15 protein-coding genes are annotated in these 13,772 nt (G+C 33.5%); 13 read left to right on the top strand and 2 right to left on the bottom strand.

Annotated features, from left to right (window positions below; genetic code table 11):
- Positions 1-32: 32 nt before the first annotated feature.
- Positions 33-932 carry a patatin family protein gene (locus C8C85_RS17470; protein ID WP_116798165.1) on the top strand — a complete coding sequence of 300 codons (900 nt, stop codon included), beginning with the start codon at positions 33-35 and terminating at the stop codon, positions 930-932.
- Positions 933-1,020: 88 nt separating this feature from the next.
- On the opposite strand, the gene C8C85_RS17465 is transcribed toward C8C85_RS17470, so the two are convergent.
- Positions 1,021-1,542, bottom strand: a complete 522-nt coding sequence (locus C8C85_RS17465) for a hypothetical protein (RefSeq protein ID WP_116798164.1) — start codon at positions 1,540-1,542, stop codon at positions 1,021-1,023.
- A gap of 234 nt (positions 1,543-1,776) precedes the next feature.
- Here C8C85_RS17465 and C8C85_RS17460 point away from each other — a divergent pair, with 234 nt between their 5' ends.
- From C8C85_RS17460 to C8C85_RS17450, 3 genes are all read left to right on the top strand, one after another.
- Positions 1,777-2,544 carry a sulfite exporter TauE/SafE family protein gene (locus C8C85_RS17460; RefSeq protein WP_116798163.1) on the top strand — a complete coding sequence of 256 codons (768 nt, stop codon included), beginning with the start codon at positions 1,777-1,779 and terminating at the stop codon, positions 2,542-2,544.
- Between the two features lie 208 nt (positions 2,545-2,752).
- Positions 2,753-3,460: a hypothetical protein gene (locus tag C8C85_RS17455; protein ID WP_116798162.1), complete on the top strand. Its 708-nt coding sequence runs from the start codon at positions 2,753-2,755 to the stop codon at positions 3,458-3,460.
- A 141-nt stretch (positions 3,461-3,601) separates the two neighbouring features.
- Positions 3,602-4,156, top strand: a complete 555-nt coding sequence (locus C8C85_RS17450; protein WP_116798161.1) for a hypothetical protein — start codon at positions 3,602-3,604, stop codon at positions 4,154-4,156.
- A gap of 121 nt (positions 4,157-4,277) precedes the next feature.
- Here C8C85_RS17450 and C8C85_RS17445 read toward each other — a convergent pair whose 3' ends face one another.
- The gene (locus tag C8C85_RS17445; protein ID WP_116798160.1) at positions 4,278-4,760 is read right to left on the bottom strand and encodes a hypothetical protein; all 483 of its coding nucleotides are present in this window, start codon (positions 4,758-4,760) and stop codon (positions 4,278-4,280) included.
- Positions 4,761-5,018: 258 nt separating this feature from the next.
- Between C8C85_RS17445 and C8C85_RS17440 the strand changes: the two genes are divergently transcribed.
- From C8C85_RS17440 to C8C85_RS17400, 9 genes are all read left to right on the top strand, one after another.
- Positions 5,019-5,558, top strand: coding sequence for a YSC84-related protein (locus C8C85_RS17440; protein WP_116798159.1), 540 nt, complete (start codon positions 5,019-5,021; stop codon positions 5,556-5,558).
- A gap of 405 nt (positions 5,559-5,963) precedes the next feature.
- Positions 5,964-6,275, top strand: a complete 312-nt coding sequence (locus C8C85_RS17435) for a hypothetical protein (protein WP_116798158.1) — start codon at positions 5,964-5,966, stop codon at positions 6,273-6,275.
- Between the two features lie 213 nt (positions 6,276-6,488).
- Positions 6,489-6,908: a DUF1801 domain-containing protein gene (locus C8C85_RS17430; RefSeq protein ID WP_116798157.1), complete on the top strand. Its 420-nt coding sequence runs from the start codon at positions 6,489-6,491 to the stop codon at positions 6,906-6,908.
- A 125-nt stretch (positions 6,909-7,033) separates the two neighbouring features.
- A complete protein-coding gene (locus C8C85_RS17425; protein WP_116798156.1) occupies positions 7,034-7,900 on the top strand; it encodes an archaemetzincin in 867 nt (288 codons plus the stop codon).
- A 25-nt stretch (positions 7,901-7,925) separates the two neighbouring features.
- Positions 7,926-8,744 carry a glycoside hydrolase family 16 protein gene (locus C8C85_RS17420; RefSeq protein ID WP_116798155.1) on the top strand — a complete coding sequence of 273 codons (819 nt, stop codon included), beginning with the start codon at positions 7,926-7,928 and terminating at the stop codon, positions 8,742-8,744.
- Between the two features lie 185 nt (positions 8,745-8,929).
- Positions 8,930-9,781, top strand: a complete 852-nt coding sequence (locus C8C85_RS17415) for a hypothetical protein (protein ID WP_116798154.1) — start codon at positions 8,930-8,932, stop codon at positions 9,779-9,781.
- On the top strand, positions 9,772-10,356 hold the full coding sequence (locus tag C8C85_RS17410; protein WP_116798153.1) for a hypothetical protein: 585 nt from the start codon (positions 9,772-9,774) through the stop codon (positions 10,354-10,356). Before C8C85_RS17415 ends, C8C85_RS17410 begins: the two co-directional genes overlap by 10 nt.
- 337 nt (positions 10,357-10,693) lie before the next feature.
- Positions 10,694-13,030 (top strand): ATP-dependent helicase, encoded by a 2,337-nt coding sequence (locus C8C85_RS17405; RefSeq protein WP_116798152.1) that lies wholly within the window; start codon positions 10,694-10,696, stop codon positions 13,028-13,030.
- 81 nt (positions 13,031-13,111) lie between these two features.
- Positions 13,112-13,732 carry an L-threonylcarbamoyladenylate synthase gene (locus C8C85_RS17400; protein WP_116798151.1) on the top strand — a complete coding sequence of 207 codons (621 nt, stop codon included), beginning with the start codon at positions 13,112-13,114 and terminating at the stop codon, positions 13,730-13,732.
- The last annotated feature ends 40 nt before the right edge of the window (positions 13,733-13,772 follow it).

Here is a 13,772-nt window from a genome sequence, read left to right as displayed (position 1 = left end):
AATCGTTAATCAGCAATCAAAAATCTAAAATCATGCGAGCACTAGTAATTTCAGGAGGAGGCAGTAAAGGCGCATTTGCAGGTGGTGTCGCCCAGTATTTGTTGCAAAATAAAGGACGGAATTACGATCTATTTTTAGGAACATCTACCGGAAGCTTGCTAATTCCGCATTTGGCATTAGGGAATATTGAGAAACTCCATACAATTTACACGAGTGTCAATATGGATCAGATATTTGACATCAATCCTTTTATTATCAAAAAGAAAAACAAAATAAATTACGTAACTATAAACCATTTTAATGTCATTCGGCAATTTTTGAGAGGAAAACGAACTTTTGGCGAAAGCAAAAACCTTCAAAAATTTATCAAAACCAATCTGACGGTTTCTGAATTTGAATACCTCAAATCGTTACCAATAGATGTCATTGTAACCGTTACCAATATTTCCAAAAACGAAGCCGAATACAAATCGATTAAAAACTGTACTTATAATGAATTTTGTGATTGGATTTGGATATCGAGTAACTACATTCCATTTATGAGTTTGGTCAAAAAAGGAGGATGTGAATATGGTGATGGAGGGTTTTCAAGTTTGGTACCCATTCGTGAAGCCATTCATCGCGGTGCCACCGAAATAGACGTTATTATCTTGGAAACCGAAATCACATTGACCAAAACCACTTTGGGAAAGAACCCCTTTTCACTAATGATTGATTTGTTTCTGTTTTCTTTGGATCAGCTTGGGAAACATGATGTCTCTATAGGAAAACTGTCCGCTACAAACCATAATGTAAAACTCAATTTATACTACACCCCAACCAAACTAACCAATAATGCACTCATTTTTGATCAAAAGAAAATGAAAAAATGGTGGCAACTTGGATTTTTATATGCCCAAAACAAAAGTGAAGTGATGAGTGAAATGAGGTGATGAAAAAGATCCTAAGATTCTAAGTTGCTAAGACTCTAAGACAAAAAAGTCCGAATCTTAGTTTCTCAGAATCTTAGAAACTCAAAAGTTACCACATCTGGCTCACTTCTTTTTTGATATATCCCAGGGCAGCACTGCTTGGTGTTTGTCTATCCATCAAATCATTCAATAAAGCTTCTCTCAATTGATCGGCGTTATTCACAGCAGGGCTCAAAGCCGCTTTACGAATCATCTGAATTGTAGCATTCTTGGCAGTCGTGATGATTGTCCAACACTCATCAGTCATGTAGATTTGTTGCGCTAAATTGTGTTCAAATTCTTGTTCAATTTGAGCAATAACAAAATTGCTGTAATCATTTTTATCCGTCGAAATTGGAGAAATTCTAATCAATAAATTGGAAAGACTAATACGCTCCAAAAACAAAGTCATACGCTCATAAGCTTTCAAACGCAAGGGCATAGAGTTTTTTTGTCCCTCTTTCATCAATAAATAGCGACGTCTTCCTTCCTCATTTTTAGTGTGTAAATTAAAAAAGTAATAAGCAACCATCCCTGTGATAATGGCTGGCAAGGTATAACTCAGTAGTTCAAGCAATTTTGATAAATCCATTTTGTTTCCATTTTAAAAAAAGCAAAAATAATGTTTTTGAAACTAAATCAATGGCAAATTTATCGCAATAATATAAAGTGGATTGGTATTTTTGTCTTTTCTCGCTAAGCCGCAGAGTCGCAAAGTTTCAAACTGTTTTCTTTGCGTCTTTGCGCCTTTGCGAGCAAAATGAAGCTCAACTCAAAGACAGAGCGCTGAACTTCAAAATAATTATTCCGAATTGAAACTTATTGTATGGAAACCTACATCATCGTATTACTTTGTTTAGCTGCCTTTTTCGCGGGATTTATAGATGCCATTGTAGGAGGAGGTGGACTTATACAAACACCTGTGGGGCTCATACTTCTGCCCAATCTTCCCGTTTCAACCGTGATAGGATCTTTGAAAATCCCTGCCTTTAGTGGCACCTCATTTGCAGCTTACCAATACTTAAAAAGAGTCACTATCAATTGGAGAATCCTAATTATTATGATGCTGTTGGCTTTTCCTGCTGCCTTTTTGGGATCGACATTATTGACCTATGTGAGTAATGATTTCATGAAACCCTTATTACTTATAGTCCTTTCACTATTAGCAATTTATACGTATGCAAAGAAAAATTTCGGGCAACATCAAGTTAGAGACCTTTCTGCCAGAACTCAAATTTTGAATGCCGTGGGAATCAGTTTTGTAGTGGGATTTTACGATGGATTCATAGGACCAGGAACTGGAAGCTTCTTGGTTGTTGCTTTCATCGCAATAATGGGATTTGATTTCCTGCATGCTTCTGCAAATGCCAAGATGGTCAATCTCGCCACCAATTTTGGTTCAATCTGCCTGTTTATGCTCAAAGGCAAAATCATTTGGGCCATCGCCTTACCCATGGCTGCCAGCAACGCAATAGGAGGGTGGATAGGCGCCAAACTCGCCATCAATCGAGGGAACAAATTTATCCGAATCTTCTTTTTGGTAGTTGTTATAAGCACACTGCTACGTTTTGCCTACGATGTCTTTTTCAAGTAATATTTATTGTTATTTGGGCGTAACCTCCACTAGAAAAAAGGGCAACCAATAATACCGCTTATACGCCCTTTTTCCTAGTGGCGGTCAGGCTATCCGCACTACTTCGGTAGTTAGCTTCTATCCTTTACGCGAACAAAACGGATTTAAGGGAAAATGAAGATATTTTGATGTTTTTAAGAACTTTTAAAAATAATTATTCTAAGATTTAATGCGTATTATTTTATATTTTAGCAATATTGAAAATGATTTAATTACACAAATTTACAAGTTATGCACAATCTTAAAAAAAACAAAGACCTATAAACAATTGAAAAGACTTTTTAAATACTCAAGATTTTTACACTGGATGACATTTTTATGTTTGTGTTTGCCTTTTTTTTATACTGGCTGTAAAAAAGCTGACGCACCTGCTACCGAAGCAATACAAGTTGATTCGACAAGCTTGAATCTTGAGAAAGTTGATACCTTAGCTATAAATAAAGTTGCGAATCAACCTCAAAAATCAATCGACAAGGCAGAATCGAAGACTGAGGAAAATGAAGAAACTCTTTCTGAAACACTTTCCCAAAAATATACTTTTATGCAACCGATTCTTGTTTCAAAGAAAAATACGTTTTCGGGATTAGCAATATTAATAGACTGCGGAAGTTATATTGTCTTTTTTAGCGTGTTTATATATGTTTTATTATCAATTTTAAGCTTGACAATAAAATACCTTGATTCAAACGGAATAAAAACCATTGTTCTTTTAGAGGTTGTATCATTGTTTTTTCTAGTTATTTCAAGACCATTTGGATTTTTTTACAATAATCTTTGGGGGTTATGGGTTGCGATTATTTTATTTTCTGTAGTAACAATTCTTGATATTTATATTTTGACAAAATATCATCAGACTAAAAGAAAAGACTGTGAATAACAGCCATTTCTAAGGATTTTGGTAATTGTCTTAATGAGAGGTTGGTTTTGTATTTGGAATATTTGACAAATCTGAATGATAGGCTTAATTTAATCCCAAACGCACAAACATCAGCTAATTTTAAACTCCGAACCGAACAAAATGCTACAGAACAAAAACACAATCGAAGTCCCAAAAGTAAAGTTTGATGAAAATGAAAATTTAGTAATTATAGCTTCACCAACTTCATCCAAACATGATTTTGATTTTTATCAGGGAAAATGGAAACTTAAAAACCGTAAACTAAAATCACGTTTGGACAATTGCAAGGATTGGATTGAGTTTGAATCTACCCAGGAAATGTATTGCATACTGAATGGAATTGGAAATGTTGACAATTATCTTGCAACATTTGATGGTGAGCCTTTTGAAGGAATGTCATTGAGACTTTTTAATCCAAAAACAAAACTTTGGACTATTTACTGGGCTGACTCCAATGAAGGAGTTTTACAGCCAGGTGTTGTGGGTTCGTTTGAAAACAGCATCGCTCATTTTTTTACCAAAGACACTTTTAATGGGAAGGAAATAATTGTTGTATTCCGTTGGGATGCGAGGGACAAAGAGAATCCCATTTGGAGTCAGGCATTTTCGGACGATAAGGGAGAAAACTGGGAATGGAATTGGTATATGTTTTTTAGTCCTTTTGATAAAATTTAAAAACAAACACGAATTTCACGGATTGTCACTAATTACTTTCTGGAATTATTACGATACTGCAACAACCACATCGATTAGTGAAAATTAATAAAATTCGTGTTTAATTAGAATTTACTAATAATCATTTATCAACACATTCAACGGTTGTAAATTTATATTTGACTTTTTCAAAATCGATTGGGGTGCCTTTGGCAAAATAAGAGCGTCCCAAATAAGTTTCTATTTTCCCACTGCCCAGAATGAGTTCGTTACCTTTTTTTAACATTGCCATTGGATTTTTGAATATTTTTTTATCATACGTTCCCTGAAAAAAGGTGTAGTCTACAAATAAGGTGTCTCCATGAAACCCACCGACAATTTTTCCAGTTTTTACAGGCATATCCATAATTTTCATCACCATATCTCCTGTGATTTTATTATCTTTTAAAGTGTTGATTTTTAATTCAATTGTATCATTCTCATACAACGCTTTATAGCACGCCACACTAATAGGCTCTTCAACCTTGGCTTTGGCAGCTTCAACATCTTTTTGGGGTTCATTTTTTTTACAGCTTTGGAGTCCAATGCAAGCCAATAACAAACAGAATAGGCCTAAATTTTTCATAGTAGTACAGATTTTAATTAATAAACTAATAGCATAGCTAATTTACGAATAAATAACGTGCATTGATAGATTCTGCATTTTATATTTTGCAGGACAATTAACTCAATAAAATAATTGTATCAAGAAATATATTTATGCATAATTTTTAAAAAAAATATTTTTATAGCACTGATAATCAGATTCATTTTGCAATCATATAAGAAATTTGTATTAACTTTGATAAAAGAAATTTTACAAACAATTTAATATACTTATACTATGAAAAAATTAAATGTTATTTGGGTAATGTTGATGATTTGTGTTATTGGCACGACATCTATATTCGGACAATCAGACTCTAAAAAGGATAAAATTATAGCTGACAGCAATACGTCAAAAGCTGAGTTTATTAAAACCGACCATCTCATGAAATCAATTTTTGACAATGCCTACGGCTATGTCATTTTTCCGAATGTTGGTAAGGGTGGAGTCGGAGTTGGAGGAGCAGCTGGTAATGGAGCTGTTTATGAAAATAATCATTTGATAGGCATGGCAAAGTTATCTCAGTTAAGCATTGGTTTTCAGGCTGGAGGGCAAGCATATCGTGAGGTAATATTTTTTGAGTCAAAATCGGCAATGGAACGTTTTAAACAAAGTAAATTTGAGTTTGCAGCTCAAGTTTCAGCCGTAGCCGCAAAAGCTGGCGCTTCAGGAAATGCAAAGTATACTAACGGTGTTATGGTGTTCACCATGCAAAAAGGAGGACTTATGTATGAGGCTTCTGTTGGAGGACAAAAATTTAAATTTAATAAAATATAATTTTTGCTTGTGAAAGCAATGATTGAAATATAATGGTTTTATAAAAAAGCTACAATACACAAAAACCATAAGCTATGATTTAAACAAAATCATAGCTTTTTTTATTTTTCTTCTAAGGAAAGTAGTTTCATTATAGCAATAGTAAATCCGTTTTTCGAAATATTCATTACGAAATACTAAGCAATTTCTAAACCTTTGGAAAATACCTATATACGATTATTTTACTGACAATCAATAAATTGACAAGCTAACAATTGTTAATTTTAATTTAAATATTCAGTTCCAATCCAATATCATAAATATTTGGCATTAAACTTGTACTCAAACTGATACAGATTTAAACATTTAGAGACAGTAATACAAGTTTGAATACTGCCATACAATTATTTATAATATAAGGTAATCATGAAAAATATAATTCCTGAAATTGATACAAATCAAATAAGAGAATTTATAGATCAAAAAGACAATAAATTCGGATATGATCAAAATCAATATTCAATAGTAGAGCAAAAACAAAAGAAAAAAAAATCGTCAAAGTTTATTAAAGGAAAAGTCAAAGTTTATAATAGCAGAGCAAAACTTATAAATAGTGAATACCATGACGACGAATCAGAATTAAATCTAGTTTCAGAAAGAATGTTACTTTTCTTGAAATTTACTTTTCTTTTTTTGATACTGACTGTTTTCTTCTTATTCCTTAAAAAAAGCATCTAAAAATGAATACTCCGAATTGAGTAAATAGTAAGGATTCAATACAAGCGATTTACTTCGTATTTTTGCTATTGCCTAGATGAAATTTGTCGCATAGCGAATCAAAAAAAATGTACTACTTATAAAAACTAAAAGCTACGATCTTAAAAAGTCGTGGCTTTTTTTTATCTTTAAAATATCTAGGCTAAATAACTATACAATTTTTAAAATTACCGCATGGCAAAAAATAAGACAATTGAAACCGAAAATAGTGTAACCGATTTTTTAGCCTCCATAAGCGACGCTAAAAGACGTGAAGACTGTAAGTCAATAATCGACTTACTAAACAAATTATCCGGTTATGAACCCAAAATGTGGGGGACAGCGATTGTTGGTTTTGGTATTTATAATTACAAATACGAAAGTGGGCATGGTGGAAATGCACCACTTGTCGGGCTTGCTTCACGGAAAAATGCCATAACGGTGTATCTCGCTTCCACTTTTGAAGAAAAAGAAACATTACTTTCCAAATTAGGAAAACATAAAACTAGTAAAGCGTGTTTATACATTCAAAAATTAGAAGATATTGATATCCCTGTATTGGAACAATTGGTACAAAAATCGATTGCCAAAATTAAAGAGCTGTATCCGAATTGATCTTTTGTCATTATTCAGCCCCGAAGTAATAGTTTCTTTACGCTTTACGGTTTTCAACAAAAAAATAAGTAATACAAATTCACAATCAGAGTTTTCCGAACTACAAAATAATACTATTTAAATTTATGAGAAATCTATCTTTTATATTAATACTCTTTCTTTTATCTTGTAAATCAGACACAAAAAATCAATACTTTGAATTAATTTCAGATAATGACATTAAATTATCCAAACCAATAGAGGGAGAATGGCTTTATAGTCATAAAGAAAAAGGTCAAAATTTCAAAGATTTTGTAAATGCAAAGCCAATCAAACCAACTGCTAGTAAAAACCATATCTACCTTAAACCAATTGGAAAATTTACAGAATTACAAAAACAACAAATCGAACTTGTCAAAGAATATTTAGAAATTTTTTTCCAATTAAAAGTAAAAATACTAGACGATATTTCAAATGATCTTGTTCCAAAAAATGCTAGGAGAATAGGATATGAAAATAATGAACAGTTATTGGCTAGTTATGTTTTGGACTCAGTTTTAATTAAAAGAAAGCCTAAAGACGCAATAGTTATGATGGGACTAGCAGAGTTAGATTTGTATCCCAAACCCGAATGGAATTATGTATTTGGATTGGCTTCCTATGCTGATAAAGTGGGCATTAGCTCAATTTATAGACTACAAGATACAGAGTTAACCCAAGCAAATTTCAATTTATGCTTAACTAGACTACTTAAAATATGTTCGCATGAAATTGGCCATATGTTTGATTTGCATCATTGCATCAATGCCAATTGTGTCATGAATGGGACAAATAATATTTCAGAAACCGATAATAATTTTTCTAGACTTTGCTCCAATTGTCAACAAAAACTAAATTATAGTATTAAATACAATAATCGCAAAAGATTAGTAGAATTAATAGAGTATTTTAAGAAAAATAAATTGAACGAAGAACTCGTAATACTTCAAAAAGATTTAAGAGAAATCGACTAGAACTGGTACTATTAATCCATACAACATGAAACTACAGTTTTCAAAAAATGATTTCCCAGCAAATCCCAAGATAAAAGAAAATTTTGTTTTGGAATTCAACGATGAGTTTAAAAAAGATACAATCAATACCGAAAATTGGTTTCCGTTCTATTTACCACAATGGAGTTCGAAGAAAATGTCCCAGCCACAATATGAAATTAATAATGGTAATTTGGTTTTACAAATTACAGAAGAACAAAAGCCTTGGTGTCCCGAATTTAACGGAGATGTAAAATGTTCTTCAATTCAAACAGGCGTTTTTTCCGGAGAAGTTGGCAGTGCCATTGGACAGCACAAATTTAATCCAAATTGTGTGGTAAGAGAAAAGCAAAACGCAGCCAAAACCTATTTGCCTCAATATGGATTTTTTGAAATTAGAGCCAAATCATTAAATACCCAATCAAATGTTGTGGCTTTGTGGATGATAGGATTTGAAGACAGACCCGAAAAATCAGCGGAGATTTGCATTTTTGAAGTTAAAGGTTTTAATGTTCAGAAAAACAAAGCTAAAATTGGCTATGGAATTCATAAATTCAATGACCCAAAATTAAAAGAAGCCTTTTATGAAGATGATTTTGACATTGATGTCACCCAATTTCATATTTATTCGGCTGAATGGACTCCTGAAAAAGTGATTTTCTATATTGACAACCAAAAAATCAGAGAGATTAAACAGTCACCCAATTACCCTATGCAATTTATGCTAGGCATTTATGAAATCCCTGCTGAAATAAAGGATAAAAAAGATAAAATCTATCCAAAAAATTTTGTTGTCGATTATGTTAGGGGTTACAAACACAAATAATTTTACCGCAAACTCTTTCACTTTATAATAAAATCCTATGGGTTTCAGATGACTTTAAATATTATTATGTATATTTGAAATATCTGATTAACAAGATATTGAGTGTTATTTGTTTCAAAATTCCATATCTTATTGTCCCAACAATAATTCATAACCTATATTTTTAATTACTTAAATAGGGAATTATGAAATTATACTTAGCCATTACTCTACTGTTATCTTCAATTACCACTTTTTCTCAAACGGAAGATCAAGATTTACTTAAGCTTTTGGATAGCGTAAAGGCAATTGACCCAATTGAAAGTTTAAATTCTCAACTTATAGAACTAGATCTACAAAAAACACAAGCAAACATAGATTTGTTTGCATTGCGTCAAGATTATAACATGCTATTAGAATTTTATGTAAGACAAGATTTGTATAGAAAAATAGTTGACCAACTTGAATTAGGAATTAATCCAGACCAATCTGAATTAGAGCCTTTCAATTCTTCTCCAGGAAGGGTGAAAGAGTTGTATTTGGGCAATTGGTCTCTAGTGCAGATTCCACCCGCTGGCAGCACTCTTCCAATTACAATCTACATAGATTCAAGTCTTGGTGGCAATCCCTATTTTTGGTATTATCCAACAAAAGATTTTGGCTTAGCACTTAGTAAAGAGGATGCTATGCTAAAAAAGGTGTATCCCAAAGTTTTTGATATGATAAAAAATGGAAAGATTATTTTTCAATACAAACCATTAGCTCCGCAAATTGTAATGGCTATGCATCTTCCAGGTCTTCATTTTCCCTCCGATTTATCCAATAATTCTAATAAATCGTTGAAAAGCAAACAAAAATATGCCGATGTTTTACTCGATTGGATTTCAAACGATTTAAGTCATGCGATGGAGAGTATTGATCCAAGTAGGGATGTGTTAGGCGATTATATGAAAATTGAAAAAAAGGCATATAAGAAGGCTACAATTGATGAAAAAATTACTTTAAGAATTGAATATATTGAATTCCTCAAAAAAAAATATAGAATGACATGGAACTAAAACTATTAAATACTTGGATACTAATTCTATTACTGTGTATAAGTTCTGTTATTATGCATGCACAAAAACCTCTTAAAACTGAGGATGATGCGGTGACTGAGTTTTTGGTAACACATGATTCTCTTGAAAAGAAGAAGGTAAACATACAGAGACCACCTCAGTTGGAACTTAATGTAGTTGGTTCGTCGGGAAACTCTGTTCATGACTCCATCCAATTTGATCGACAGTTAAAACAATACGATTTTGCAGTTATGCACCAACAGCGTAGTTTTGCTTGGCAGTTTTACAGCAGTATAATTATTTTTATTATGGTCGTTTTTATTGTAGTGATGGGCCTTATACTGTCGTATAAACAATTTAAGCTCACGGAGGTTCAGGTAAAAGCAAATATTTTAAAACCTAAATCGGAAACCACCGAGGTATCATCTGAAGACACAAATATCGAAATTTCACAAACCGGCCTGAAAATAAATACTGGAGTTATTGGGCTTGCCATATTATTCCTCTCGCTTGCTTTTTTCTTTTTGTATCTCAAGTATGTATATCAAATTGATATTATTGATGTTGGTAATTAGATTTTTTTGATGAGTGCATTGTTAGTCTCTTTAAAAACGAAGTATCCGCTTTTGCAGAATCTCGCGTGAGGGGTAGGAGTAAGCTACCGAAGTAGCACGGATAACCCGACCACAATAGAGAAAGAGGCGAATGGACACAAGCTATATTGGCCTCTTTCTCTATTGTGGTCACGCCCAGAGGATTTTTAGATTGCAGATTTTAGGATTTAGATTGCAGAATCCTGAATTCAGTTTTTTCTATCTAGAAACTGCTATCTAAATTCTATTATCTGAATTCTGTCAAGACTCGTTTATTCATTCTTAAATTCTTATTTTTGCATTAAACTGATTTTTTTCTATGCAAAAATATATAGAACAACTTAACGAGGCACAACGTGAACCTGTATTACAAAAGGATGGTCCTATGATTATTATTGCGGGTGCAGGCTCCGGAAAGACTCGTGTACTTACCATCAGGATTGCTTATTTGATGCATCTTGGTGTTGATCCATTCAATATTTTATCCCTTACTTTTACTAATAAGGCAGCGAGGGAGATGAAGAAACGTATCTCGGATATTGTTGGTGCCAGTGAAGCCAAAAATCTATGGATGGGAACTTTTCACTCCGTTTTTGCCCGAATTTTACGTTCGGAAGCGGAACATTTGGGTTATCCGTCGAATTTTACGATTTATGATTCGCAGGATTCTTTACGTGCAATATCAGGAATTATCAAGGAAATGCAGTTGGATCGTGATGTGTACAAACCGAAACAGGTTTTGAGTCGAATTTCTAATTTTAAAAACAGCCTGATTACCGTAAAAGCTTATTTTAATGATCCCGATTTGCAAGAAGCCGATGCGATGAGCAAAAAGCCTAGAATGGGGGAGATTTATCAGAATTATGTAGATCGATGCTTTAAGTCGGGTGCGATGGATTTTGATGACTTACTATTGAAAACCAATGAATTACTAACTCGTTTTCCAGAAGTTTTGGCAAAATACCAGAACCGTTTTCGCTACTTATTGGTGGATGAGTACCAAGATACCAACCATTCACAATATTTGATTGTTCGCGCTTTGTCTGATAAATTTCAGAATATTTGTGTGGTAGGTGATGATGCACAGAGTATTTACGCTTTCCGTGGTGCGAACATTAATAACATTTTGAACTTCCAGAAAGATTATGAAGGTGTAAAAACCTTTAGACTGGAACAAAATTATCGTTCGACCAAGAATATTGTGGAAGCGGCTAATACCATTATTGACAAAAACAAAGTAAAACTGGACAAAGTAGTCTGGACAGCCAATGAATTTGGTCCTAAAATAAAAGTACACCGCAGTATTACCGATAATGAAGAAGGGCGTTTTGTGGCTGCTACCATTTGGGAACAAAAAATGAACCATCAGTTGCACAATGGTGCTTTTGCAATTTTGTACCGCACCAATGCACAATCCAAAGCCATGGAAGATGCTTTGCGAAAAAAAGATATTCCGTATCGTATTTACGGAGGTTTGTCTTTTTATCAACGAAAAGAGGTTAAAGATGCTCTGTGTTATTTGAGATTAGTTATCAACCCAAAAGATGAAGAAGCTTTGATACGTGTTATCAATTATCCAGCACGTGGAATTGGAAATACAACAATCGAGAAGCTTACAATTGCTGCCAATCATTACAAACGCTCCATTTTTGAAGTGATGCAAAATATTGAGCGAATTGACTTGAAGCTGAATTCAGGAACGAAGCAGAAACTATTGGATTTCGTTACGATGATTCAGAGTTTTCAGGTGATTAATGAGAATCAAGATGCATTTTATGTTGTAGAACATGTAGCCAAGAAAACAGGGTTGATTCAAGAATTAAAAAAAGACGCTACTCCTGAAGGAATGGCTCGAATTGAAAATATTGAACAATTGCTGAATGGAGTTAAGGATTTTATAGAAGGGCAAAAAGAGGTTGATGGAGCTCGTGGTGCATTATCTGAGTTTATGGAAGATGTGGCACTTGCAACTGATTTGGATAAAGATACCAGCGATGAAGACCGCGTGGCATTGATGACCATTCACCTAGCCAAAGGACTTGAGTTTCCTCATGTATTTGTGGTAGGAATGGAAGAAGATCTGTTCCCAAGTGCCATGAGTATGAGTACACGAAGCGAATTGGAAGAAGAACGTCGATTATTTTACGTAGCTTTAACTCGTGCGGAGCATCAGGCGTATTTGACGTATGCCCAATCACGTTACCGTTGGGGAAAATTGACCGACAGTGAACCTTCTCGTTTTATTGAAGAAATTGATGGCCAATATTTGGAATATCTTACACCAGCCGAAAGCAATTACCGTTTCAAACCTATGATTGACGGTGATATTTTTGGAGATGTGGATAAATCCAAATTACGTCTGGCCAAACCGATAGGAAGTACGCCACCAAAACACGTTGCTGATAACGAGCCAAAATCGGATATTAGTATTCGAAAACTGAAACCGGTATCGGGAAGTAATCCTTCAGCTGGAAGCGCTAATTTATTTGATAATTCGCTGGTTGCTGGAAATGTGGTTATGCACGAACGTTTTGGAAAAGGACAAGTGATCAACCTCGAAGGTGTTGGTGCCGATAAAAAAGCGGAAATCAAGTTTGAAGTTGGTGGTTTGAAAAAATTATTGTTGCGTTTTGCAAAATTAGATATAATAGGATAAAAAATGTTTCAGGTTTAAGGTTTCAAGTTTTGTTACAGAACAACTTTAAACTTTTAAACTTTAAACTTTAAACAAAATGACATGGCTCAAATTATAAAAATATACGAAGACAAACCCAACGAAGCAGCAATTGCCAAAGTCGTTAAAGTCTTAAAAGACGGTGGTTTAGTTATTTATCCAACTGACACCGTTTATGGATTGGGTTGTGATATCACCAATTCACGAGCTCTTGAAAAAATTGCTAAAATAAAAGGAGTCAAGTTGGAAAAAGCCAATTTTTCTTTTATTTGCCACGATTTGAGTAATTTATCAGATTATGTAAAGCAAATAGATACTTCGACCTTTAAATTGCTTAAAAGAGCCTTACCAGGACCTTATACTTTTATTCTTCCAGGAAATAATAATTTACCTAAAGAATTTAAAAAGAAAACTACCGTTGGTATTCGTGTACCCGATAATTCCATTGCATTAGAAATTGTACGCCAACTGGGAAATCCAATTGTTTCAACATCCATTCGTGATGAAGATGAAGTAATCGAATATACAACCGATCCTGAACTTATTTTCGAAAAATGGCAAAATTTGGTAGACCTAGTTATCGATGGCGGTTATGGAGATAATATTGGCTCTACAATTATCGATTTATCTGGAGATGAACCAATTGTAATCAGAGAAGGTAAGGGAAGTCTTGATATTCTTTAAAAAAATATTAAATTTTTTATAAATTAATTGGATAATTTAG

Source organism: Flavobacterium sp. 103, assembly GCF_003096795.1.
GTDB lineage: Bacteria > Bacteroidota > Bacteroidia > Flavobacteriales > Flavobacteriaceae > Flavobacterium.
This window is presented reverse-complemented; position numbering and strand designations above follow the sequence as displayed.

Bases quoted from the DNA above. Each gene is read 5' to 3' on its own strand.
- C8C85_RS17470 (WP_116798165.1), top strand. From the start codon at position 33: ATGCGAGCACTAGTAATTTCAGGAGGAGGCAGTAAAGGCGCATTTGCA.
- C8C85_RS17465 (WP_116798164.1), bottom strand. From the start codon at position 1,542: ATGGATTTATCAAAATTGCTTGAACTACTGAGTTATACCTTGCCAGCC.
- C8C85_RS17460 (WP_116798163.1), top strand. From the start codon at position 1,777: ATGGAAACCTACATCATCGTATTACTTTGTTTAGCTGCCTTTTTCGCG.
- C8C85_RS17455 (WP_116798162.1), top strand. From the start codon at position 2,753: ATGCGTATTATTTTATATTTTAGCAATATTGAAAATGATTTAATTACA.
- C8C85_RS17450 (WP_116798161.1), top strand. From the start codon at position 3,602: ATGCTACAGAACAAAAACACAATCGAAGTCCCAAAAGTAAAGTTTGAT.
- C8C85_RS17445 (WP_116798160.1), bottom strand. From the start codon at position 4,760: ATGAAAAATTTAGGCCTATTCTGTTTGTTATTGGCTTGCATTGGACTC.
- C8C85_RS17440 (WP_116798159.1), top strand. From the start codon at position 5,019: ATGAAAAAATTAAATGTTATTTGGGTAATGTTGATGATTTGTGTTATT.
- C8C85_RS17435 (WP_116798158.1), top strand. From the start codon at position 5,964: ATGAAAAATATAATTCCTGAAATTGATACAAATCAAATAAGAGAATTT.
- C8C85_RS17430 (WP_116798157.1), top strand. From the start codon at position 6,489: ATGGCAAAAAATAAGACAATTGAAACCGAAAATAGTGTAACCGATTTT.
- C8C85_RS17425 (WP_116798156.1), top strand. From the start codon at position 7,034: ATGAGAAATCTATCTTTTATATTAATACTCTTTCTTTTATCTTGTAAA.
- C8C85_RS17420 (WP_116798155.1), top strand. From the start codon at position 7,926: ATGAAACTACAGTTTTCAAAAAATGATTTCCCAGCAAATCCCAAGATA.
- C8C85_RS17415 (WP_116798154.1), top strand. From the start codon at position 8,930: ATGAAATTATACTTAGCCATTACTCTACTGTTATCTTCAATTACCACT.
- C8C85_RS17410 (WP_116798153.1), top strand. From the start codon at position 9,772: ATGGAACTAAAACTATTAAATACTTGGATACTAATTCTATTACTGTGT.
- C8C85_RS17405 (WP_116798152.1), top strand. From the start codon at position 10,694: ATGCAAAAATATATAGAACAACTTAACGAGGCACAACGTGAACCTGTA.
- C8C85_RS17400 (WP_116798151.1), top strand. From the start codon at position 13,112: ATGGCTCAAATTATAAAAATATACGAAGACAAACCCAACGAAGCAGCA.